Below are 22,816 nucleotides of genomic sequence, written 5' to 3'. Positions count from 1 at the left end.
CTTATTCCGAGGCTCACCATGACCACGCTCCTGCACGTCGAATGTTCACCGCGCAAACAGCGCTCTGCATCGTTGGAAATCGCTCGTCAATTTATCGCACGCTACCAGCACAACGCGCCGGATACGCAGGTGGTGACCCTGGACCTCTGGGCGCTGGAACTGCCCGAATTTGATGGGCCGGTGATGGATGCCAAATACGCCGGTATCAGAGGCACGCCCCTGAGTGAAGAGCAAGCCGTAGCCTGGGCGACGCTCAAGTCCCTGGCGGCCTACCTGCATCAGGCGGATGTGTGGGTGTTTTCGGTACCGCTGTGGAATTTCGCAGTGCCCTACAAGCTCAAGCACTTTATCGACGTGGTGTCGCAAAAGGATGTGCTGTTCGAATTCAGCCCCGAGCACGGTTTGCGTGGCTTGCTGCACAACAAGACGGCAGTGAACGTGTATGCGCGTGGCATGGATTTTTCTGCGCCGGACGCGCAGGCCATGGATTTCCAGAAACCTTATATGGAGGCTTGGCTCAGCTTTATCGGGGTGAGCGACGTGCACTCGCTGTACGTGGAAAAAACCATCCTGGGGCCGGAGGTCGATCAGGCGTCGCGCCAGCAGTCCACGGCGCTGGCACTGGCATTGGCCGATCAACTGACCTGATCGTTGTAGGAGCCGGCTTGCCGGCGATGGGCCCTAAAGCCTTGCGGTGATCACGAAACCGCCATCGCCGGCAAGCCGGCTCCTACGGGGTGAGGGGTGTCAGGCGGATTGTTTTTCTACCCATTTGCTGTAGGCGTCGATAAAGGCCTGCAGGAAGGGTTTGGTTTTTTCCGACAGCTTGCCGGCCTCATCGAACAGGCTGCCTGCACCGCCCAGGTAGGCTTCCGGTTGCTGCAGGCACGGCACGTCGAGGAATACCAGGGACTGGCGCAGATGGTGGTTGGCACCAAACCCGCCGATGGCGCCGGGCGACACACTGATGATCGCCCCCGGTTTGCCGCTCCAGGCACTTTTGCCGTAGGGGCGCGAACCGACGTCGATCGCATTCTTCAGTGGAGCAGGCACGGAACGGTTGTATTCCGGGGTCACGAACAACACCGCGTCGGATGAGCTCACCTGTTGGCGGAAAGTACTGTAGGCTGCCGGCGGCGTACCTTGGTCGATGTCCTCGTTGTAGAGCGGCAGATCGCCAATTTCCACAATGTTCAACTTCAGGTTGGCAGGGGCCAGTTTGGCCAAGGCCAGGGCGACCTTGCGGTTGATCGACTCTTTTCTCAAGCTGCCAACCAGGACGGCAATCGTGTAGACCTTGCTCATTGAGGTTTTCCCGACGTCTGACTAAAGGAGCTTTTAGTTATAGAGTCTTCACGGCGTGTTCACCAGCAGGTTTTGATATTCCTCCTGAACGTTACTGCGCGTACGCATGCGTAGGAAGCGTCTGAAATTTTCAACGAATAGTATTTTTTTACTATAGGTAAACTACCCCGCTCCATGACGGTCTACAGAACCGCAAATCGAGTGTTTATCTCCAGAGGTTCTAAACAGATGGCTGCAGTACTTGTCGGACAGTTCCATGCCAGAGACGCGGAAGGACGCGTGTATTCGGTGCATGAGTTCCAGGAATCCAACCCGGCGCAGGACAGCCAGGCTGGCTCGATGCCTACCACCACCTACAAATTGGCCATTGGCGACCGCGTAGAAAAACTGGAAGGGGATGAGTTCAAGCTGATTCAGTCGGGCACCATTATTGTCCGTGAATCGGAAACCACCCTCGCGTCATAAGATCTCGCCTCACTAGACCTGCTCAGTCCTGGCCATCCGCGCCATTGACTGGGCCGGCGATCACTGCCGGCTTATCTGCGTCACCTCCACCCCCTGCTCTCCCTCCACTTGCTTGAGCGTCACCAGCACCCGCCCCTTTTCGCCTTCGACGGCAAACATCGAGCGCGTATAGCCCGGCGTACTACCTGTGGCGCCATAGCCCGGGTGCGCAACCACTTCCCTGACCAGTGCAATATCCAGCACGGCGCCCACCTGCTCGGCGACCTGTTCCTGGGAACGGATAAACGCTTCGAGGGCGTGCTTTTGCGGGGTGCTGTCGTCGGGATTACTGAAGAGGTAAGCGGCCACGCAGCCGACGGTCACCAGGACCAGCAGTTGCTTGGCCGTTACCCCGAGAAAATTCGAGGGTAGAGGCATTCGAGACCAGACCTGTTTTTGTTGTAAGTGCCGGTAACCGGCTTTGGTCGTTGATGATCAGACGCGTCATTCTAATCAGGTCTATGGGTATTGCCAGATGATTCAGTTGTCGCCGTAGGTAATATCCTTATTGACCCCAACACCGCCCAGCGTCCGGTCTTTGCCGAACGAGAACAGGTCAAACGGCGCCTGGCCCTGGGTCGCAGGGTAATGGTACTGGTAGGCAATGCCCCACGGATCGGTCAGCCATTCTTCCTTGATATAGGGGCCCTTCCACTGCGTCAGGTCGACAGGCTGCTCAGTCAAGGCCTCCAGCCCTTCTTCATCGCTGGGATAGCGGCCCGTGTCTTGATGAAAACGTTCGAGTGCCTTGCCCAACTCGGCCACCTGCGTTTTTGCCGTGGCGATCTCGGCCAGGGTCACATCGCCAAACAGCCTTGGCCCCACCGCCAGGGTCAGTAGCCCAACGATGACCAACACCACCAGCACCGCCCAACGGGTAAACCCTCGTTGGCGGTGCAGGCTGTCAATTGCTGCGGTTTTGCCGGACATCGCGACGCTCCCTCATTGTTCGTCGGTTATTACACGCTTTACATGAACCGCAGGTTGCAACGGTAGACCAGGCCCACGCTGTTTTTTGTCCAGCCATTGAAACCCCATCGCACTGAACATAGACTCCGGCGATGCGTTTACGTCATATCGAAGTGATTCAGGCCATCTTGCAGACCGGACACCTCGGCACGGCCGCCGAATGGTTGCAACTCCCCGTGGGCGATGTGGACGCCACGCTCAAGGATGCCGAGCATCTGTTGGGCTTCATGCTGTTTGCCAGTGTGCGCGGGCGTTTGCAAGCAACGCGTGAGACCCTGGAGCTGCAAACCCAGATCGCCCACCTCTACGAAGCCCTGGAACCGGTACAGCGCCTGGCCAGCCGGCTGAAACACCATCACGCCCCGACCCTGCGCGCCCTGTGCACGCCGCCCCTGGCCAACCAGTTGCTGCCGCAGAGTATCGCCGTGCTGCGCCGACGCTTCCAGGACACCCCGTGCAACCTGTCCAGCCAACCGACCCGGGAGATCGTGCGCAGCCTGCTGCTGCACGAGGCTGACGTGGGCTTGAGCCTGCATGATCCAGAACACCCGCAGATCCAGAGCACCGTGCTCGCCCAGGGCAAACTGCAACTGCTGGCCCCCCATGGCTGGCTCAAACCCAAGCAGAAGTACATTGCGCTGCAGGACCTGGCTGGCCAGTCGATGATCGGCCTCGAAGGGCATGAACCCTTGAGCCGCCTGCTGGACGCCAAGCTGCAAGCCCTGCGCCCGCTGCCGGTGGTGCAGACGCGGGTGCAGACCTACCAGATGATGCGCAGCATGGTGGAGGCCGGGGAAGGCCTGGCGATTGTCGACCCGTTCACCGCCTACGGCGCCCGCGAAGCCGGGCTGGATGCGTGCCCGGTGTCGCCACCGATCCCGGTCAGCCTGTATGCGCTGACCCTCAAGGACGGCGCGGCATCGCCGGCCTTGAATGCACTGCTGGAGATCGTCACGCAGAAGGCCGAAAGCCTGCTGCCGGGTTAGACCTGTTCGACTTCGCTCTTGAACAACCGGTACCAGAAAATCGCCACTTCGCGGGTCTGCGGGTCGATGCCGCGATAGCGCAGGTGGTCGATCCCGCCCATCACGTAGCCGCAACGCTCATACAAACGGCAGGCGCCGAGGTTGTTGTTCTGGGTTTCCAGCATCATCCCCGGCAGGTTCTTCTTGCGGCTCCAGAACTGCGCCACATCCAGCAATGCCTTGGCCACGCCATGACGCCGCGCCGGCAAAGCCACCGCCAACTCGTCGACATGAGCAAAACCGTTCCAGTTAGTGCTGACCACGATATGCCCCACCGCCCGGTCATCCAGGTAGGCCATGAAGATCGCGCTGTCCGGCGCGTCACGGAAACTGGCGAACTCTTCGGGGTCGATGCCGTAGCACTTGCGGTACGGCACGATGCGCTCCACCGGCCACTGATCGACGCGCTTGCCCATCTGCGGCTCGCCGTAGGTGCTCACTTCAAAACTGAAGTCATTGCCCCACACGTAGGCGTCAAAGCCCTCGTCGGCGACCCTTACACTGAGCCCCGGGTACTTCGGGTTCATTACAGCCTGCATAACCATCCTTAACCCTTGATGCAATCGACGGTGTAACAACGACCACTGCCGTCATCTTCGTGTTGCAACCCATGAACATCCGCGACAAAACCGGGGAAACTGCTATCGAACGTCCGGGCAAACGCCAGGTAGTCGATGATCGAACGTGTCGATTCGGTAAAGCGCTCACCGGGCATGATCAACGGAATGCCCGGCGGATAAGGCACCAGCATCACGGCTGCGATGCGCCCTGGCAAGGCATCAATGGAAACCGCCTCCACTTCACCCCGCACCAACTGGTCGTAGGCGTCGGCGGGTTTCATCGCGATTTCCGGCAATACCGTGTACATGCGCTTGAGGTGCTTGGCCGTCGCATTGCTGCGATAACAGGCGTGCAGCTGGTCGCACAGGTCGCGCAGCCCCAGACCCTGATAGCGCGCCGGCCCTTGGGCGTACACCGAAGGCAAACAACCGGCCAAGCTGACGTTGGCGTCGTAGTTGCGCTTGAATTCCAGCAACTCGGTGAGCAAGGTACTCCACTTGCCTTTGGTAATGCCCATGGAAAACAGCACGAGGAAGGAATACAGGCCGGTCTTTTCCACCACCAGCCCACGCTCCCAGAGGAATTTACTGACCACGGCAGCGGGAATCCCACAGTCGCTCAACGCGCCCCCCGCATTAAGGCCCGGCATCACCAGCGTGACTTTGATCGGGTCGAGCAACACATAGTCTTCGGCCACATCACCGAACCCGTGCCAGTCATCCTGCGGCTGCAGCAACCAATCTGCCGTGGCGACGCGGTCGATCCCGGCCACCGAGGGCGGCTGCCAGATGGAAAACCACCAGTCTTCGGCGGCGATGTGCTGGCGCAGGTTGGCCAGGGCGCGACGAAAACTCAGGGCCTCGTCGAACATTTCCTGCAGCAACGAGCGCCCGGCCGGGCCTTCCATCATCGCAGAGGCCACGTCCAGCGAGGCGATGATGCTGTATTGCGGCGAGGTGGAGATGTGCATCATGAACGCTTCGTTGAAACGGTCGCGGTCCAGCTGGCGAGCGCCGCCATCCTGCACGTGGATCATCGACGCCTGGCTGAATGCCGCCAGCAACTTGTGGGTCGAGTGGGTGGTGAACACCAGTGGACTGTCCGGGGTGCGCGAGGTGCCCATGCCATAGCGCCCGGCAAAGAACTCATGGAACGCCGCGTAGGCGTACCAGGCTTCATCGAAATGCAGCACCTCGACACTGTTGCCCAATTGCTGCTTGATCAGCTCGGCGTTGTAGCACAGGCCGTCGTAGGTGGAGTTGGTCACCACGGCCATCTTCACTTTCGGCGGGCGTCCTCGGGTCAAGGGGCTGGCTTCGATCTTGGCGCGGATGGACTCAGGGCTGAATTCGCTCAGGGGAATCGGGCCGATGATCCCCAGCTCGTTGCGCTCCGGGCACAGGTACAGCGGGATCGCGCCGGTCATGATGATCGAATGCAGCACCGACTTGTGGCAGTTGCGGTCCACCAGCACCAGGTCATCGCGGCCGACCATGGAATGCCAGACGATCTTGTTGGCGGTGGACGTGCCGTTGATCACGAAGAACGTGTGGTCGGCGCCGAAGTTGCGCGCGGCGCGGGCTTCGGCTTCCGCCAGGGGCCCGGTGTGATCGAGCAGCGAACCCAGTTCAGGCACCGAAACCGACAAGTCCGAACGCAGGGTGTTTTCCCCGAAAAACTGATGAAACGCCTGCCCCACCGGGCTCTTGCGATAGGCCACCCCGCCACCGTGGCCGGGGGTGTGCCAGGAATAATTGGAGTCGGCCGTGTGCTGTACCAGGGCCTTGAAGAAAGGCGGCAACAGGCCATCCAGGTAGCCACGCGCCGCCCGGGCGACTTGCCGGGCCAGGAACGGCACGGTGTCTTCGAACAGGTAAAGAATGCCGCGCAGTTGGTTGAGTTCGCTCATGGCATCGGCCGGCGCGTTCTCCAGGGTGACTTGCTCGCCCAGGGCGAAGATCGGCAGGTTGGGCGCCCGCAGCCGGGCCAGACGGATCAGCTCGACCATGTTTTGCAACAAGTGGGTGTTTTCGCCGGCCCCTTCGGCGGCGATCAGCATGCACGCCAAACCGTGATGGGTAGAGGCCACTAGCCGGCCTTCGGCGTAATCCACCGCGGAGAAGATACTGAAGCCCTCTTGTTCCAGCTCCCGGGCGATGCCCCGAACCCGATCACCGGCCACCGTGTCGGCCTTGATGTCACGGTGCACGATAAGCACAGGGAACTTCAGGTCTTTGTACATAAGTGCGTTCAGTCCTGAGGGCTATGCACTCAAGGGTAGAAGCTTGGGGCGGATGACGCGAATGAAGATTTCGAAAGCAGTCTGTAGGAGCCGGCTTGCCGGCGATGGCGGCCGCGAGCCTTGCGCTAAAGGCAAGGGCCTCATCGCCGGCAAGCCGGGCTCCTACAGAATGGGGGCTATTGCTGGGTCAGGGTCGACCACAACGCCGGCGCACCCGCCGATTTGGCGATGGCTTCGAGGCGCGCCGCATGCTCAGCCATGTCCTGCTCGCTGGCGCGAATGATCACGCTCGGTTTGCGATCTGCCGGCAGGCGACGGATTTCCGAAGGGCGATTGCCCGAACCTTCGGCGGAACCGCTGCCGTCAGAGGCGTTGCCGGCCAGCGACAGGCTGGTCTGCCCGCCCGTCATGGTCAGGTAGACGTCTGCCAGGATCTCGGAGTCGAGCAAGGCGCCGTGGAGTTCACGGCCGGAGTTGTCGACGCCATAACGCTTGCACAAGGCATCGAGGCTGTTGCGCTGGCCCGGGTGACGTTCGCGGGCCATCATCAAGGTGTCGAGGATCGAGCAGTGCTGGGAGATGTCTGCGCGATCGGTCTGCCCCATCAGGGCAAATTCGTTGTTGATGAAGCCGACGTCAAACGCCGCGTTATGGATGATCAGCTGGGCGCCGTTGATGAACTCGAAAAATTCATCGGCGACTTCCGCGAAACGCGGCTTGCCCTTGAGGAACTCGTCGGTGATGCCGTGGACGCCGATCGCGCCTTCGTCACTGTCACGGTCCGGTTGCAGGTACACATGAAAGTGACGGCCGGTGAGGCGACGGCCCATCAGTTCGACACAGCCGATTTCGATGATCCGGTGGCCATCGGTCACCGGCATGCCGGTGGTTTCGGTATCGAGTACAACAGATCGGATGGCCATCAGGGTTCAGCTCTCAACGGGTGGTGTATTTCAAGGAGCGGGATATTAGCACGTCATGCCCCGGGCAGCCCAAGGCTGGCCTCGGGCCCTGGCGGCTCGACAGTTTCTTACACTCTTTAGCAAAGTTGCAGCAGTTCAGCCCAAGCGCCCTTGTTAGCCTGCGTTCCCCAGCCCGATGCGGACCTCGCAGAAACATGAACACCTCGAAAACACTGTGCGCGTTGCTGCTGATGAGCAGCGCCCTCACAGCGCACGCCACCAGCTTTGTGATGACGACCGACTTTCTGGTCAGCCTGTCCATGAGTGCCACACGAGGCACCAGCTCTTCGTTCAAGGATGACAAGATCGTTCAGGCTGCCCGGGATGACGCCCAAGCCTTTGTAGCCACTGACGGCCAGATCCACGGCGCACGCCTGGAGTCGGCGCTGGTGCATATCCGCGAATGCCTGCCGGGGCAAACCTTCAGTGACATGCAACTGGCCCAGGCCATCGCCGCGCTTTAAACCTCAGCTCTGCTTGTAGCCGCGCACATCGTCCACGCCACGGTTGGCCAACTGGTCAGCCCGTTCGTTGCCCGGGTGGCCGATGTGCCCGCGCACCCATTTCCAGGTGATGTTGTGGCGGTTGCACTGCTCATCGAGCAGTTGCCACAGATCGGCGTTTTTCACCGGTTCCTTGGCGGCGGTCTTCCAGCCACGCTTCTTCCAGTTGACCATCCACTCGTTGATGCCCTTCATCACGTATTGCGAGTCGGTCACCAGCAGCACGTCGCAGCGACGCTTGAGTTCTTCGAGGCCACGGATGGCGCCCATCAGTTCCATGCGGTTGTTGGTGGTGTTGGGTTCGCCGCCCCACAGTTCCTTCTCCACGCCCTTGCACACCAGCAACGCGCCCCAGCCACCAGGGCCTGGGTTGCCCTTGCAGGCGCCATCAGTGAAGAGTTCTACGGTATCGGTCATCGGTTGCATCCATCAAGACAGGCACGTCTGAAATCAAAAAAGGTATTAGGGTTCGCTTTGCTTGCGGTTGACCTTGGCCATCGGCATCGGCACCAGCTTGCCCATGGGCTGGCGCAGTACCTGGCGCACAGGGCGCAGCCCGACCACGATCTTGCGCGCGACCAACAGATAGAAGCCGCCACCCGACAGTTGCCAGGCACCCGCGCGGCGTTCCCAACCGGCCAGGCGGCCTTGCCACTTGGCCGAGGCAAGCGGCGGACGATAGCACCCGAAGCGGCGTTTCTCCAGCGCAAAGCCCAGCAGGTTCAGCCAGTCCCCTACGCGCGACGGCGAGATGCAGCGCGCCTGGCGCAAGCCGTCATGGGCGAACACATGACGCAGGCCCCAGCTGCTCCAGGGGTTGATGCCGATGATCAGCAGATGGCCACCCGGGCGCACGCTGCTGGCGGCCTCGCGCAGCAGGCCGTGGGGCGACAGGCAGAAATCCAGGCCATGCTGCAGCACCACCACATCGGCGGCATGCTCACTCAACGGCCAGGCTTGTTCCTCGCAGACGATTTCCACACCTGGCAGCGGCGCGCCCAGGCGCACATTGCGTTGCACCTGGGGCGCGGTGGGCGGGGTCTCGGCCGACGGGCCGTAATGCACCAGGTAGCCACCAAAGAAGCGGCCCAACTCGTCTTCGAGCATGCGCCGCTCTTCGTCCAGCAAAAATTGCCCGATGGGCCCGGACAGCCATTCACGGGCCGCGCCGATCAAGGCCAGCCATTCAGGATCGGCCTGGGCGAACGCTTTATCAGTCATTGCATTCTCCAACTCGCCTAGACGTTCTAAGATGCACCAATGTGTTCAGCTTGGCGAATCGAAGAATGATACAGATCAGTGCCCTACCCGCCTTCACCGATAACTACATCTGGTTGTTACAAGACCCCCAAAGCCAACGCTGCGCGGTGGTCGACCCGGGCGACGCTGCGCCCGTGCTGGCCTGGCTCGGGCAAAACCCGCAATGGACCCTCAGCGACATCCTGATTACTCATCATCACCACGACCATGTCGGCGGTGTCGAACAGCTCAAGCAGGTGACCGGCGCCAAGGTCTACGGCCCGGCGAACGAGAAGATCCCGGGGCGAGACGTGGCCTTGCAGGACAACGACCGCGTCAGCGTATTGGGTTGGGACTTCGACGTTTATAGCGTACCCGGCCACACCCTCGGCCATATCGCCTTTTATCACCATGGCGTGCTGTTTTGCGGTGACACCCTGTTTGCCGCCGGTTGCGGCCGCCTGTTCGAAGGCACGCCGGAACAGATGCACACCTCCCTGGAGCGCCTGGCCGCCCTGCCCGCCGACACCCTGGTTTATTGCACCCACGAATACACACAAAGCAACCTGAGGTTCGCCCAGGCGGTGGAACCGGACAACGCCGACATTGCCGAACGGGTAGAGAACGTCAATCAACTCCGGGCCCGCGGCGAGATGACGCTGCCGTCCAACCTGGCCCTGGAAAAACGTACTAACCCTTTCCTGCGTACCACTGAAACATCCGTTAAACAAAAAGCGGACGAACGGAATGGCCGCGACAACCGCTCTGGGGCCGAGGTGTTTGCTAGCTTGAGGGCTTGGAAAGATAAGTTCTAATGGATCGCAATCTGATACGTAATTTCTGAATGGTTGACCGGAACCAAAGCGCTTTCTAGAATCGCCCGACATTTTTGCCCGGAACTTACTTCCAGCCAATGTCGTCATCTATTCGTAAATCCATTTCTTCAGACGCATTGACCCGCCTGGCTCAAGCTGTGGCGGTGGCTGTGTCCGCGACTCTGGCGGGCTGCCAATCGACAAATTTCGCTGCACAATCCACCGTGCAACCCAAACCGAATCTTGCTGCCAAGATCAAGCAAAAACCTATTTGGCTATCAGAGAAGCCCAGCCCCGAAGTGCCCCAGGACGTCTGGGAACGCATGCGACGGGGCTTTCAATTGCAGGACGGCCTGGGCGTCAACCCGCGCATCGAGCAACAGCGCTTGTGGTTCGCCAGCAACCCCTCCTTCTTAGAGAACGCCGGAGAACGCGGCAGCCTCTACATTCATTACATCGTCGAACGCCTTGAAGAACGCAACATGCCGCTGGAACTGGCGCTGCTGCCCGTGATTGAAAGCGCCTACAACCCAATGGCCTATTCGCGCAGCGATGCGGTCGGCTTGTGGCAGTTCATTCCTTCCACCGGGCGTTACTTCAACCTGCGCCAGACCCGCGCCTACGACGGCCGCCGCGACATCACCGCCTCCACCACCGCCGCCCTGGACTACCTGACCCGTCTGCACGACATGTTCAACGGCGACTGGTTGTTGGCCCTGGCCGCCTACAACGCCGGTGAAGGGACGGTGAGCCGGGCCATCGAGCGCAACGAGAAGCTCGGCCTGCCGACCGACTACTGGAACCTGCCCCTGCCCCAGGAAACCAAGGACTACGTGCCCAAGTTCCTGGCGCTATCCCAGGTGGTGCTGGCCCCCGAGGCCTACGGCGTCAACCTGAGCCCGATCGCCAACCAGCCGTATTTCGAAGTGGTCGAAGTCAAGCAGAGCATGGACCTGTCCCGGGTCGCTGCGCTGGCCGAGATCGACGAAGACGAGCTGTTCCAGCTCAACCCCGCATTGAAGCAACGCACTACCCTGGACGGCCCCCAGCATTTGCTGGTGCCAAGCTCCAAGGCGCAGTTGCTGACCAGCACCCTGTCGACGATGAAGCCGGAAGAATTGCTGGCGATGCGTCCGAAGAAGCAGGTGTTCGACGAAGTCGAGACTGCACGTGTTGCCGGGCGCTCACGCAGCTACAAGGTGCGCAGCGGCGACAACCTGACGCTGATCGCCAAGGCCAACAAGGTCGACGTGCATGACCTGCAACGCTGGAACAAGCTCAACGGCCAGGCGCTCAAGGTCGGCCAGACCCTGGTGATGCAGGACACCCGCAAGCTGGTGGCCAAGGCCGACAGCAAGAAGCCGGTGCAATACAAGGTCAAGAAAGGTGACTCGCTGTACATCGTTGCCAAGCGTTTCAACGTCGAGATGCAACATCTCAAGCGCTGGAACCCGCGCACTGGCCAGGCGCTGAAGCCGGGGCAGATGCTGGTGGTGTCCGGCCCAAGATAAACCTGCAGCTGAGCGGGCTTGTGTGGGAGCTGGCTTGCCTGCGATGGCATCACCTCGGTGTATCAGTGATACCGAGCCGATGCTATCGCAGGCAAGCCAGCTCCCACATTTGTTCTTCACCCCCTTCAATACCGCGCCAGCCCTCAAACCGAGGCATTCCAACGGCCTTTTTCCAACCGGAACAAGCTGTTACTGTACCGATCATAAAGCCCAAGCCGCCTGGATCGGATCTCTGACTTGAAGCGTCCCCTCCTTCTACTAATAAGTCTGGCCTTGAGCTTTGCTGCGAACGCGACGATTACCGAGAGCCACGGTTACACGCAGTTCGGCAGGCTCAAGTACCCCGCCACATTCACCCACTTCGATTGGGTAAACCCTGCAGCGCCGAAAGGCGGGACGTTGCGGGTCATGGCATTTGGCACGTTCGACACACTCAACCCCTACACCTTCAAGGGCTCAAGCCCGGTTTCCACCCCCAATTTCCTGCAGTACGGCGTCAATGAGCTCAATGAGCCGTTGATGGTCGGCACGGGGCAGTACGCGCCATCCGGTGATGAGCCCACCTCCAGCTATGGGTTGATTGCACAGTCGGTGGAATACAGCGAGGACCGCAGCTGGGTGGTGTTCAACCTGCGCCCGGAAGCCCGCTTCCATGATGGCAAGCCAATCACCGCCTACGACGTGGCGTTTTCCTATCGCACCCTGCTCACCGAAGGCCACCCGCAGTACCGCACCAACCTGCAGGAAGTGGCCCGGGTCGATATCCTCAACCGCCACCGCATTCGTTTTGTGTTCAAGCGCGCCGGCAACCCGTTGCTGATCCTGCGCCTGGGCGAGTTGCCAGTACTGCCCCAGCACTACTGGAAAAACCGCGACTTCAAGGCCACCACCTTTGAACCACCGCTGGGCAGCGGCCCGTACCGCATCACCAAGGTGACGCCGGGCCGGCAACTGGTGTTCGAACGGGTCAAGGACTACTGGGGCAAGGACCTACCGGTCAACCGGGGCTTCTACAACTACGACAAGGTCGAGGTGGAGTTCTACCGCGACAGCGACGTGGCCTTCGAAGCCTTCAAGGCCGGCGAGTTCGACATTTATATTGAGCACCAGGCCAAGAACTGGGCCACCGGCTACAACTTCCCGGCGGTCAACCGGGGCGACGTGATCAAGGCGCAGATCGCCCACCAGATCCCGACCCAGAGCCAGGGCCTGTTCATGAACACGCGGCGGCCCACGTTCAGCCAGACCAAGGTGCGCGAAGCGCTGGGGCTGATGTTCGACTTCGAATGGACCAACCGCACCCTGTTCAGCAGCGCCTACAAACGCACACTGAGTTACTACCCCAACAGCGAATTCTCGGCGACCGGCGTGCCGGTGGGCCATGAGTGGCTGATGCTGTCGCCCTACCGCGACCAGTTGCCGGCCAGCCTGTTTACCCAACCCTTCAGCCTGCCGCAGACCGACGGCCGTGGCATCCCGCGCGAGACCATGCGCCGCGCCCTGGCCCTGCTCGGCGAAGCCGGCTGGAAGCTGTCGGGCCAGCGCCTGCTCAACAGCGACGGCCAGCCGCTGCGTTTCGAGATCCTGCTGGTGAACCCGAACCTGGAGCGTATCCTGCAGCCCTACGTCGAAAACCTGATCAGCATCGGCATCGACGCGCGCCTGCGCACCGTTGACCGCGCGCAATACAAACAGCGCCTGGATCAGTTCGACTTCGACATGATCCTGATCACCCTCAACCAGACCTTGAGCCCCGGCCTCGAACAGTGGCAGTACTTCCACTCCAGCCAGGCGGCCATCAAGGGCAGCAAGAACTACGCAGGCATCGCCAACCCGGTGGTCGATCACCTGCTGGAACAACTGCTGGCCGCGCAGACCCGCGAAGAGCAATTGGCCGCTGGCCGAGCCCTCGACCGGGTGCTGCTGTGGCAGCACTACAGTATTCCCAACTGGTATCTCAACTATCATCGCTTGGCGTACCGCAATCGGTTCGCCTTTGTCACCACGCCGCCCTACAGCCTGGGCCTGAGCGCGTGGTGGCTGAAAGCTTCGGAGAAAGCCCAATGATGTTTTTGCGTACTGCTCTGCTCTCCAGCCTGTTGCTGAGTGCCGTGGCCCATGCCGCACCGCAACATGCGCTGACGCTGTACAACGAACCGCCGAAATACCCCGCCGACTTCAAGCACTTCGACTACGTGAACCCCGATGCGCCCAAGGGCGGCACCTTCCGCGAATCGAGCATGGGCGGCTTCGACAGCCTCAACCCCTACATCAGCAAAGGCGTGCCCGCCGACAACGTGCCGCTGATCTACGACACCCTGGCCATGCAAAGCCTGGACGAGCCAATCACCGAGTACGGCCTGGTGGCCGGCAAGATCGAGAAGGCCCCGGACAACAGCTGGGTACGCTTCTACCTGCGCCCCGAAGCACGCTTCCATGATGGCCACCCGATCCGCGCCGAAGACGTGATTTTCACCTTCCAGACCCTGATGAAAGAAGGTTCGCCGATCTACCGCACCTACTACGCCGACATCGACGAAGTGGTGGCCGAAGACCCGTTGCGCGTGCTGTTCAAGTTCAAGCGCACCAATAACCGCGAATTGCCGCTGATCCTCGGGCAACTGCCGGTATTGCCCAAACACTGGTGGGCCACCCGGGATTTCTCCAAGGGCAACCTGGAAATCCCATTGGGCAGCGGGCCGTACAAGGTGGCCGAGGTCAAGCCCGGGCGCATGGTGCGCTACGAGCGGGTCAAGGATTACTGGGCCAAGGACCTGCCGATCACCCAGGGCTTCTACAACTTCGATAACCGCGTCACCGACTATTACCGCGACAGCACCGTGGCCCTGGAAGCCTTGAAGGCCGGGCAATTCGACTACTGGCTGGAGTTCAGCGCGAAGAACTGGGCCAATGCCTACAACATCCCGGCCGTGGCCCAGGGGCGCCTGATCAAGGAAGAAATCCCCAACGGCAACCCCACCGGCATGCAGGGTTTCGTGTTCAACACGCGCAAGCCGATGTTCCAGGACGTGCGTGTGCGCAAGGCCATCAGCCTGCTATTGGATTTCGAGTGGAGCAACAAGCAGCTGTTCAACGGCGCCTACACGCGCACGCGCAGTTACTTCGAAAACTCGGAAATGGCCGCCACCGGTCTGCCCGGCCCGGACGAGCTGAAGATCCTCGAACCGCTGCGCGGCAAGGTCCCCGACGAAGTCTTCACCCAGGCGTTCGAACCGTCCAAAACCGACGGCAGCGGCATGATCCGCACCCAGCAACGCGAGGCCTACCAACTGTTGCAGGAAGCCGGCTGGCGCATCGTCGACGACAAGATGGTCGACACCACCGGCAAGCCGGTGACCATCGAGTTCCTGCTGGCCCAGACCGAGTTCGAGCGCATCCTGCTGCCGTTCAAGCGCAACCTGGCCGACCTGGGCATCGACCTGGTGATCCGTCGGGTGGACGTCTCACAGTTCATCAACCGCATTCGCTCGCGGGATTTCGACATGCTGGTGGGCAGCTTCCCGCAATCCACTTCGCCGGGTAACGAGCAGCGCGAATTCTGGTCGTCTTCCAGTGCCGACAAACCTGGCAGCCGCAACTACATGGGCCTCAAGGACCCGGCCGTCGACCAGTTGGTCGAAGAGCTGATCGACGCCGACTCGCGCAAGAGCCTGGTCGCCCACGCCAAGGCGCTGGATCGCGTGCTGCAGTTCGGCTACTACGTGATCCCCAACTGGCACATCAAGACCTTTCGCGTTGCGTATTGGGACCACCTCGGGCACCCCAAAGTCTCGCCGCGTTATGACGTAGGCACCGCCACTTGGTGGGCCAAACCCGACGCCAAGCCGGCGGTCTCCCTGGACACGACCCAAAGCGCCGATCCGGCGAGTGGAGGCGATTAAATGCTGGCCTATATCATTCGCCGCCTGTTGCTGATCATCCCTACGCTGTTCGGGATCCTGCTGATCAACTTCATCATCATCCAGGCCGCCCCCGGTGGCCCGGTGGAACAGATGATCGCCAAGCTCGAAGGCTTCGAAGGCGCCACCAGCCGCATTGCCGGCGGCGGTGCTGAAGTGTCGGTGGCCGGTTCCAGCTACCGCGGTGCCCAGGGCCTGGACCCGGCCCTGATCAAAGAAATCGAGAAGATGTACGGTTTCGACAAATCGGCGCCGGAACGCCTGTGGATCATGGTCAAGAACTACGCCCGGCTGGATTTTGGCGACAGCTTCTTCCGCGACGCCAAGGTCATCGACCTGATCAAGGAAAAGATGCCGGTGTCCATTTCCCTCGGGCTCTGGAGCACCCTGATCATGTACCTGGTGTCGATCCCCCTGGGGATCGCCAAGGCCACGCGACACGGCAGCCACTTCGACGTGTGGACCAGTTCGGCGATCATCGTCGGCTATGCAATCCCGGCGTTCCTGTTCGCGATCCTGCTGATCGTGGTGTTTGCCGGGGGCAGTTATTTCGACTGGTTCCCGTTACGCGGGCTCACCTCCAACAACTTCGACGAACTGAGCTGGGGCGGCAAGATCCTCGATTACTTCTGGCACCTGGCGCTGCCCATCACAGCCCTGGTGATCGGCAACTTCGCGACCATGACGCTGCTGACCAAGAACAGCTTTCTCGACGAGATCAACAAGCAATACGTGATCACCGCCAAGGCCAAGGGCCTGACCAACCATCGCGTGCTCTACGGCCATGTGTTCCGTAACGCGATGCTGTTGGTGATCGCCGGTTTCCCCTCGGCCTTCATCGGTATCTTCTTCACCGGCTCGCTGCTGGTGGAGGTGATCTTCTCCCTCGACGGCCTCGGCCTGATGAGCTTTGAGGCGGCGATCAACCGCGACTACCCGATCGTGTTCGGCACACTGTTTATCTTCACCCTGCTGGGGCTGATCGTGAAACTGATCGGCGACCTCACCTACACCCTGGTCGATCCGCGTATCGACTTTGCCAGCCGGGAGCATTGAGATGAACCTGTCCCCCCTCAATCGCCGTCGGTTCGAGCGCTTCAAGGCCAACAAGCGTGGCTGGTGGTCGTTGTGGCTGTTCCTGATTCTGTTTGTGCTCAGCCTGGGCGCGGAGTTGATCGCCAACGACAAGCCCCTGGCGGTGCACTTCGATGGCGACTGGTACTTCCCGGCACTCAAGCGCTACCCGGAAACCACCTTTGGCGGCGAGTTCCCGCTGGAGGCCAACTACAAGAGCCCGTACATCCAGGAACTGCTAAAGGCCAAGGATGCCTGGACCCTGTGGGCGCCGATCCCGTTCAGCTACCAGAGCATCAACTACGACCTCAAGGTGCCGGCCCCTGCGCCGCCCTCGTCGGTGAACCTGCTGGGCACCGATGACCAGGGCCGCGATGTGCTGGCGCGGGTCATCTATGGCTTCCGGGTGTCGGTGCTGTTTGCCCTGACGCTCACCGTGCTCAGCTCCATCATCGGCGTGATCGCCGGCGCCTTGCAGGGTTTTTATGGCGGCTGGGTCGACCTGGCCGGGCAGCGTTTCCTGGAGATCTGGTCCGGCCTGCCGGTGCTGTACCTGCTGATCATCCTGGCCAGTTTCGTGCAACCCAACTTCTGGTGGCTGCTGGGGATCATGCTGTTGTTCTCGTGGATGAGCCTGGTGGACGTGGTGCGCGCCGAGTTCCTGCGCGGGCGCAACCTGGAATACGTGCGCGCAGCCCGGGCCTTAGGGATGCAGAATGGCGCGATCATGTTCCGCCACATCCTGCCCAACGCGATGGTCTCGACCATGACCTTCATGCCGTTCATTTTGACGGGCGCCATCGGTACCCTCACCGCCCTGGACTTCCTCGGCTTCGGCTTGCCGGCCGGTTCGCCGTCCTTGGGCGAGTTGGTGGCCCAGGGCAAATCCAACCTGCAAGCGCCGTGGCTGGGCATGAGCGCCTTTGCCGTGCTGGCGATCATGTTGAGTTTGCTGGTGTTTATCGGCGAGTCCGCTCGCGATGCCTTCGACCCGAGGAAATGAGATGAATCAGGATAATCTGATCGAAGTCCGCGACCTCAGCGTCGAGTTTGTCACCGGCGATCACCACCACCGCGTGGTGAACAACGTCAGCTTCGATATCAAGCGCGGCGAAACCCTGGCGCTGGTGGGCGAAAGCGGCTCGGGCAAATCGGTGACGGCCCACTCGATCCTGCGCCTGCTGCCCTACCCGCTGGCGCGCCATCCGTCGGGCAGCATCGAGTACTCCGGCCAGGACCTGCTGACCCTCAAAGAGAAAACCATCCGCCATATTCGCGGCAACCGCATCGCGATGATCTTCCAGGAACCGATGACCTCGTTGAACCCGCTGCACTCCATCGAGAAGCAGATCAACGAAGTGCTGGGCCTGCACAAAGGCCTGCAGGGCAAGGTCGCCACCCGGCGCACCCTGGAGCTGTTGGAGCTGGTGGGGATCCCCGAGCCGCACAAGCGCCTCAAGGCCCTGCCCCACGAATTGTCCGGCGGCCAGCGCCAGCGGGTGATGATTGCCATGGCATTGGCCAACGAGCCGGAGCTGCTGATTGCGGATGAGCCCACCACCGCCCTCGACGTGACCGTGCAGTTGAAGATTCTTGAACTGCTCAAAGAGTTGCAGGCGCGCCTGGGCATGGCGCTGCTGCTGATCAGCCATGACCTGAATCTGGTGCGGCGTATTGCCCACCGCGTGTGTGTGATGCAGAAGGGTTGCATCGTCGAGCAGGCCGATTGCGAGACGCTGTTCCAGTCGCCTCAGCATCCTTATACCCAGGAACTGCTGGCGGCCGAACCGAGCGGTGGCCCGGCGACCAATGAGGTCGGCCCGCCGCTGCTTGAAGTGGATGACTTGAAGGTCTGGTTCCCGATCAAGAAGGGCTTTCTGCGCAACACCGTCGATTACGTCAAAGCCGTGGACGGCATTAACTTCAGCCTGCCCCAGGGCCAGACCCTGGGCATCGTCGGCGAGAGCGGCTCGGGCAAATCCACCCTGGGCCTGGCGATTCTGCGGCTGATCGGCAGCAAGGGCGGCATTCGTTTTGAAGGCCAGCAATTGGACCAGCTCAACCAGCAACAAGTGCGCCCGCTGCGCCGGGAAATGCAGGTGGTGTTCCAGGACCCGTTCGGCAGTTTGAGCCCGCGCATGTGCGTCAGTGAGATCGTTGGCGAAGGCCTGCGCATCCACAAGATGGGCACCCCGGCCGAGCAGGAAGCAGCGATCATCGCCGCGCTCAAGGAAGTGGGCCTGGACCCGGACGCCCGCCACCGCTACCCCCACGAGTTCTCCGGTGGGCAGCGTCAACGCATCGCCATCGCCCGCGCCCTGGTGCTCAAGCCGCGCCTGATCCTGCTGGACGAGCCCACTTCGGCCCTGGACCGCACGGTGCAACGCCAGGTGGTGGAATTGCTGCGCAGCTTGCAGGCCAAGTACAACCTGACCTACCTGTTCATCAGCCATGATCTGGCGGTGGTGAAGGCGCTGAGTCATCAGCTGATGGTGGTCAAACATGGGCAGGTAGTGGAACAAGGCGATGCCAAGGCGATCTTCGCCGCACCGCAGCATGCCTATACCCGGCAATTGCTTGAGGCGGCGTTCCTGGTGCCCAGTCCATGACCGCCGCAACGGCCCCGCTCTTCTGGCGTGACCCTGCACTGCCCTTTATCGAAGCACGGGCCATCGCCGACGGGCGCGACGTGACCTACAGCCGCCACGCCCACGAGCACTTTTCCATCGGCGCGGTCACCCACGGGCGCAGTTATTACCACTACGGCGCACAGACATTCCAGATCAGCGCCGGCACGGTGGTGTTGATGAACCCGGGGGATGTGCACGCCTGCAACCCCATCGAGAACGAGCCCTGGTCCTACCGGATGCTCTACATCGATACGCCCTGGCTCACGGACCTGCAACACCAGCTGGGTTTCAGCACCGAGGAAGGTTACAGGCCGTTCAACACGCCCTATATCCAGGATGAGGCGCTGTACAGTTGCCTGCTGGAACTGTACCGGGTACTGGTGGACGAGCACGCCGAACACCTGCACAAACAGAGTGCGCTGGTCAGTTATTTCAGCGACGTGCAACAGCGCCTGAACCCGTCGGGCAAGCCGTTGCGTGAGGTCAATGGCAAGCTGGAGCGCGCGGCCGAATACATCCGTGAACACTGTACCCAGGCGCTGAAGCTGGAAGACATTTGCCTGGCCGCCGAGCTGTCGCCCTCCTACCTGATCCGTGCCTTCAGGCAGTACTACGGGCTGACGCCCCATGCGTTCCTGGTGAACCAGCGCATCCAGTTTGCCCGCGCCCAATTGCGCCAGGGCGAGTTGATCGCCGATGTGGCGCTGGCTGCAGGTTTTGCCGACCAGGCGCATTTCCAACGGGCCTTCAAACAGCATTTTGCGGCCACGCCCGGGCAATACCGTGACGTGCTCAAGCCATCAGTAAGTAACCCACACTGGCCACCAGCAACGCGGCCATTGAGCGGTTGAACAGGCGCATGCCCTGGGGGTTGCTCAAGTAGCGACGCAAAAAGGTCCCTGCATAGGCCCAGCACGCCACCGACAGGTAACAGATCACCAGGTAGAGCGCCGCAAACAGCCACACCTGCCGCGCATCGCCATCGGCCACAAACAAGCCCATCCCTGCCACGCAGGCCAGCCACGCCTTGGGGTTGAGCCATTGCATGATCGCGCCATACAGCATTGATGGCGCTGTGGCCGTGCCGTCGGCGTCCAGCCGGCCATCGTCTGCCGCCAGCTTCCACGCCATGTACAGCAAAAAGGCCACCCCGCCCCACTGGATCAATTGCGTCAGGATCGGCCAACGCACCAGCACTTCGTGCAACCCCAGGCCGATCAGCACCAGCAGCAACGTGAAGCCACTGGCGGCACCGAACACGTGCTTCTGGCTGGCGACGAAGCCGAAGCGCGCCCCCGAACTCAGCGCGACCACATTCACCGGGCCCGGCGTGATAGACGTGGCCAGGGCGAAGGCGGCCATGGAAAGAAGAGAGCTCATTGCGGTTCCTTTTAGTCGACGAGTCACGAGGGCACACGTTAAAGCGCCGTCTTCGCGGGGTATTGAAGAAAATAACCCTCTCTGAATTATTTTGTATACGACTGTAGACTTATACTGATTTCAGCCCTAGAGTCAGCCTCACTTCGTTCACACAGGCGGGAGAAAGGTTATGGCTGAGACAGTTCTGGTCACCGGTGGCACGGGCTACATCGCCGGCTGGTGCCTGGCAGGCCTGTTGCAACAGGGTTATCAGGTGCGCGCCAGTTTGCGCAGCCCTGACAAGGAGGCTGGGGTGCGCGCCGCGTTGAGTGGCTTGGGTATCGATCATCACCGGCTGACGTTCTTCACCGTCGACCTGACCCGCGACGAAGGCTGGGACGCCGCGATGATCGGCTGTGACTATGTGCTGCACGTGGCCTCGCCCCTGGGCCTGGACGCGCCGCAACACCTGGACGACATGGTCGCCCCCGCACGGGACGGCACCTTGCGCATCCTGCGTGCCGCCACCGGTGCTGGCGTGCGCCGGGTGGTGATGACCAGCGCCGCCACCGTCGCCACCCCGCCGCTGCAAAGCCCCGACAGCCTGAGCGACGAGACGGTGTGGTTCGACCCCACTGAAACCAACGTCACCCCCTACCGCCACGCCAAGCGCCAGGCCGAGCGGGCGGCCTGGGACTTCATGGCCAGGCACGAGGGGCCGACGACCTTGACCACCGTGTTGCCCGGTGCGGTCTTCGGGCCGATCATGAGGCGCGATACCCTGGGCTCGGTGCAAGTCATCGCGCGTCTGTTGCAAGGCCGCGCCAAGGGCAACCCGCGCCTGGGCTTCGAAGTGGTGGATGTGCGTGACCTGGCCGACCTGCATATCCGCGCCATGACCGCCCCCGCCGCTGCAGGCCAACGGTTCCTCGGCGTCGGCAGGTTCATGTGGATGGCCGAGATTTCCCAGGTGCTGCGCGACCGCCTGGGTGACGCCGCACGTAAGGTGCCCACGCGCACTATCCCCGACTGGCTGCTGCGCCTGTTGGCGCGCTTCGATCCGCTGCTGCGCGGCCTCACCCCCAACCTTGGCCGCGCCCACCGCCACAGCGCGGAAAAGGCACGCCTGCTGCTGGGCTGGCAAGCGCGCCCGGCGGAGGACACATTGATCGATTGTGCCACTGGCCTGATCGACCACAAGGCGCTTTAGACGCTTTTATTCCATTGATATAGCTGAATTTTTTTCTTTCAGCTGACGATTTTCGATAGGCAAAAATGCGTTTTTGCCGACTAGGGGCGGTGCTAGAGTTCAGCGCCTACTCACTGCAAAAAGGAACCGCCATGTCACGCCGTCTACTGGCAGCTGCCTGCCTGTTGCTGTCTTTTTCCGCGGCCCAGGCCGCTGAACGCTGGGAAACCCTGCCGCCGACACCCGCCCCCGTGGCCGGCGCAAAAACCGGCTATGCCGCGGTCAACGGCATCAAGGTCTACTACACCCGCACCGGCCACGGTTCGCCGGTGGTGTTGCTGCACGGCGGCCTGTCCAACTCGGATTACTGGGGCAACCAGGTCAAAGCCCTGTCGGCCAAGCACGAAGTGATCAGCATCGACAGCCGTGGCCACGGGCGCAGCTCACGCAATGAACAGCCGTACGGCTACGACCTGATGGCCGACGATGTGGTGGCCGTGCTGGACAACCTGAAGATCCCGCGTGCCGACATCGTCGGCTGGAGCGACGGCGCAATCATCGGCATCGACCTGGCCCTGCGTCATCCGGACCGCATCAGCAAGGTCTTTGCGTTTGCCGCCAACACCCAGACCGCTGGTGTAAAAGACGCCGTCGAGAAAAACCCGACCTTTGCCGCCTTTATCGAACGCGCCGGCAAGGAGTACGCCAAGCTGTCGCCAACGCCGAAAGAGTACGATGCGTTCGTCGAGCAGATCAGCCACATGTGGGCCAGCCAACCGAACTGGACCGACGCACAACTGGCAAGCATCAAGACGCCGATCCTGATTGCCGATGGCGACCATGACGAAGCGATCAAGCGCGAACACACCGAGTACATGGCCGCGACCATCCCCGGTGCCGGCCTGCTGATTCTGCCCAACACCAGCCACTTTGCCTTCCTGCAGGACCCGGCGTTGTTCAATGCCGCGGTGCTGGGCTTCCTCGACAGCAAATAGACCCTGTACCCTG

At 61.5% G+C, this 22,816-nt stretch carries 23 protein-coding genes; 14 read left to right on the top strand and 9 right to left on the bottom strand.

Going from position 1 to position 22,816, the window contains the following annotated elements; genetic code table 11:
* Positions 1–18 precede the first annotated feature (18 nt).
* Positions 19–648: an FMN-dependent NADH-azoreductase gene (locus AC07SU_RS20055; RefSeq protein WP_494998011.1), complete on the top strand. Its 630-nt coding sequence runs from the start codon at positions 19–21 to the stop codon at positions 646–648.
* Positions 649–747: 99 nt separating this feature from the next.
* Here AC07SU_RS20055 and AC07SU_RS20050 read toward each other — a convergent pair whose 3' ends face one another.
* Positions 748–1,305: an NADPH-dependent FMN reductase gene (locus AC07SU_RS20050; protein WP_494998010.1), complete on the bottom strand. Its 558-nt coding sequence runs from the start codon at positions 1,303–1,305 to the stop codon at positions 748–750.
* A gap of 228 nt (positions 1,306–1,533) precedes the next feature.
* Here AC07SU_RS20050 and AC07SU_RS20045 point away from each other — a divergent pair, with 228 nt between their 5' ends.
* Positions 1,534–1,770 (top strand): hypothetical protein, encoded by a 237-nt coding sequence (locus tag AC07SU_RS20045; RefSeq protein WP_176997799.1) that lies wholly within the window; start codon positions 1,534–1,536, stop codon positions 1,768–1,770.
* A 60-nt stretch (positions 1,771–1,830) separates the two neighbouring features.
* Here the strand turns inward: AC07SU_RS20045 and AC07SU_RS20040 are convergent, their stop codons facing one another.
* Together AC07SU_RS20040 and gspG are read right to left on the bottom strand one after the other, a co-directional pair.
* A complete protein-coding gene (locus AC07SU_RS20040; protein ID WP_494998009.1) occupies positions 1,831–2,187 on the bottom strand; it encodes a hypothetical protein in 357 nt (118 codons plus the stop codon).
* A gap of 102 nt (positions 2,188–2,289) precedes the next feature.
* Positions 2,290–2,739 carry a type II secretion system major pseudopilin GspG gene (gene gspG / locus AC07SU_RS20035; RefSeq protein ID WP_494998008.1) on the bottom strand — a complete coding sequence of 150 codons (450 nt, stop codon included), beginning with the start codon at positions 2,737–2,739 and terminating at the stop codon, positions 2,290–2,292.
* 131 nt (positions 2,740–2,870) lie between these two features.
* Between gspG and AC07SU_RS20030 the strand changes: the two genes are divergently transcribed.
* Positions 2,871–3,764 (top strand): LysR substrate-binding domain-containing protein, encoded by an 894-nt coding sequence (locus AC07SU_RS20030; RefSeq protein WP_494998007.1) that lies wholly within the window; start codon positions 2,871–2,873, stop codon positions 3,762–3,764.
* Here the strand turns inward: AC07SU_RS20030 and AC07SU_RS20025 are convergent.
* The 3 genes from AC07SU_RS20025 to dnaQ form a co-directional block, all read right to left on the bottom strand.
* Entirely contained in the window at positions 3,761–4,342 is a 582-nt protein-coding gene (locus AC07SU_RS20025; protein ID WP_176997803.1) for a GNAT family N-acetyltransferase, read from the bottom strand. The two genes, AC07SU_RS20030 and AC07SU_RS20025, sit on opposite strands and share 4 nt — an antisense overlap.
* An 8-nt stretch (positions 4,343–4,350) precedes the next feature.
* On the bottom strand, positions 4,351–6,606 hold the full coding sequence (locus AC07SU_RS20020; RefSeq protein ID WP_494998006.1) for an Orn/Lys/Arg family decarboxylase: 2,256 nt from the start codon (positions 6,604–6,606) through the stop codon (positions 4,351–4,353).
* Positions 6,607–6,782: 176 nt separating this feature from the next.
* Positions 6,783–7,523 (bottom strand): DNA polymerase III subunit epsilon, encoded by a 741-nt coding sequence (dnaQ, locus tag AC07SU_RS20015; protein ID WP_176997838.1) that lies wholly within the window; start codon positions 7,521–7,523, stop codon positions 6,783–6,785.
* 200 nt (positions 7,524–7,723) lie between these two features.
* On the opposite strand from dnaQ, the gene AC07SU_RS20010 reads away from it, so the two are divergent.
* Positions 7,724–8,032: a DUF2388 domain-containing protein gene (locus AC07SU_RS20010; protein ID WP_176997805.1), complete on the top strand. Its 309-nt coding sequence runs from the start codon at positions 7,724–7,726 to the stop codon at positions 8,030–8,032.
* Between the two features lie 3 nt (positions 8,033–8,035).
* Here AC07SU_RS20010 and rnhA read toward each other — a convergent pair whose 3' ends face one another.
* Both rnhA and AC07SU_RS20000 read right to left on the bottom strand, forming a co-directional pair.
* The gene (rnhA, locus tag AC07SU_RS20005; protein WP_016972779.1) at positions 8,036–8,488 is read right to left on the bottom strand and encodes a ribonuclease HI; all 453 of its coding nucleotides are present in this window, start codon (positions 8,486–8,488) and stop codon (positions 8,036–8,038) included.
* 45 nt (positions 8,489–8,533) lie between these two features.
* Positions 8,534–9,292 (bottom strand): class I SAM-dependent methyltransferase, encoded by a 759-nt coding sequence (locus tag AC07SU_RS20000; RefSeq protein ID WP_178923694.1) that lies wholly within the window; start codon positions 9,290–9,292, stop codon positions 8,534–8,536.
* A 65-nt stretch (positions 9,293–9,357) separates the two neighbouring features.
* Here AC07SU_RS20000 and gloB point away from each other — a divergent pair, with 65 nt between their 5' ends.
* The 8 genes from gloB to AC07SU_RS19960 all read left to right on the top strand — a co-directional run bounded on the left by gloB (position 9,358) and on the right by AC07SU_RS19960 (position 20,111).
* Complete coding sequence (gene gloB, locus AC07SU_RS19995) at positions 9,358–10,125, top strand: hydroxyacylglutathione hydrolase (RefSeq protein ID WP_176997807.1); 768 nt, start codon at positions 9,358–9,360, stop codon at positions 10,123–10,125.
* A 98-nt stretch (positions 10,126–10,223) separates the two neighbouring features.
* Positions 10,224–11,636, top strand: coding sequence for a transglycosylase SLT domain-containing protein (locus AC07SU_RS19990; RefSeq protein WP_178923698.1), 1,413 nt, complete (start codon positions 10,224–10,226; stop codon positions 11,634–11,636).
* A gap of 237 nt (positions 11,637–11,873) precedes the next feature.
* On the top strand, positions 11,874–13,703 hold the full coding sequence (locus AC07SU_RS19985) for an extracellular solute-binding protein (RefSeq protein ID WP_176997809.1): 1,830 nt from the start codon (positions 11,874–11,876) through the stop codon (positions 13,701–13,703).
* Positions 13,700–15,538 carry an extracellular solute-binding protein gene (locus tag AC07SU_RS19980; RefSeq protein ID WP_494998005.1) on the top strand — a complete coding sequence of 613 codons (1,839 nt, stop codon included), beginning with the start codon at positions 13,700–13,702 and terminating at the stop codon, positions 15,536–15,538. Before AC07SU_RS19985 ends, AC07SU_RS19980 begins: the two co-directional genes overlap by 4 nt.
* Positions 15,539–16,612 carry a microcin C ABC transporter permease YejB gene (locus AC07SU_RS19975; protein WP_176997811.1) on the top strand — a complete coding sequence of 358 codons (1,074 nt, stop codon included), beginning with the start codon at positions 15,539–15,541 and terminating at the stop codon, positions 16,610–16,612. It abuts the gene before it with no gap.
* Between the two features lies 1 nt (position 16,613).
* On the top strand, positions 16,614–17,633 hold the full coding sequence (locus AC07SU_RS19970; RefSeq protein ID WP_017738565.1) for an ABC transporter permease: 1,020 nt from the start codon (positions 16,614–16,616) through the stop codon (positions 17,631–17,633).
* A gap of 1 nt (position 17,634) precedes the next feature.
* On the top strand, positions 17,635–19,239 hold the full coding sequence (locus AC07SU_RS19965; protein WP_494998004.1) for an ABC transporter ATP-binding protein: 1,605 nt from the start codon (positions 17,635–17,637) through the stop codon (positions 19,237–19,239).
* The gene (locus tag AC07SU_RS19960) at positions 19,236–20,111 is read left to right on the top strand and encodes an AraC family ligand binding domain-containing protein (protein ID WP_494998003.1); all 876 of its coding nucleotides are present in this window, start codon (positions 19,236–19,238) and stop codon (positions 20,109–20,111) included. The genes AC07SU_RS19965 and AC07SU_RS19960 overlap by 4 nt, the downstream gene beginning before the upstream one ends.
* Here AC07SU_RS19960 and AC07SU_RS19955 read toward each other — a convergent pair.
* The gene (locus tag AC07SU_RS19955) at positions 20,053–20,640 is read right to left on the bottom strand and encodes a LysE family translocator (RefSeq protein ID WP_176997814.1); all 588 of its coding nucleotides are present in this window, start codon (positions 20,638–20,640) and stop codon (positions 20,053–20,055) included. The two genes, AC07SU_RS19960 and AC07SU_RS19955, sit on opposite strands and share 59 nt — an antisense overlap.
* Positions 20,641–20,809: 169 nt before the next feature.
* Here AC07SU_RS19955 and AC07SU_RS19950 point away from each other — a divergent pair, with 169 nt between their 5' ends.
* Together AC07SU_RS19950 and AC07SU_RS19945 are read left to right on the top strand one after the other, a co-directional pair.
* A complete protein-coding gene (locus tag AC07SU_RS19950; RefSeq protein ID WP_494998002.1) occupies positions 20,810–21,829 on the top strand; it encodes an NAD-dependent epimerase/dehydratase family protein in 1,020 nt (339 codons plus the stop codon).
* Positions 21,830–21,960: 131 nt separating this feature from the next.
* Positions 21,961–22,803, top strand: a complete 843-nt coding sequence (locus AC07SU_RS19945; protein ID WP_494998001.1) for an alpha/beta fold hydrolase — start codon at positions 21,961–21,963, stop codon at positions 22,801–22,803.
* The last annotated feature ends 13 nt before the right edge of the window (positions 22,804–22,816 follow it).

It is taken from the genome of Pseudomonas sp. GW821-FHT05H12, assembly GCF_059419385.1.
This window is presented reverse-complemented; position numbering and strand designations above follow the sequence as displayed.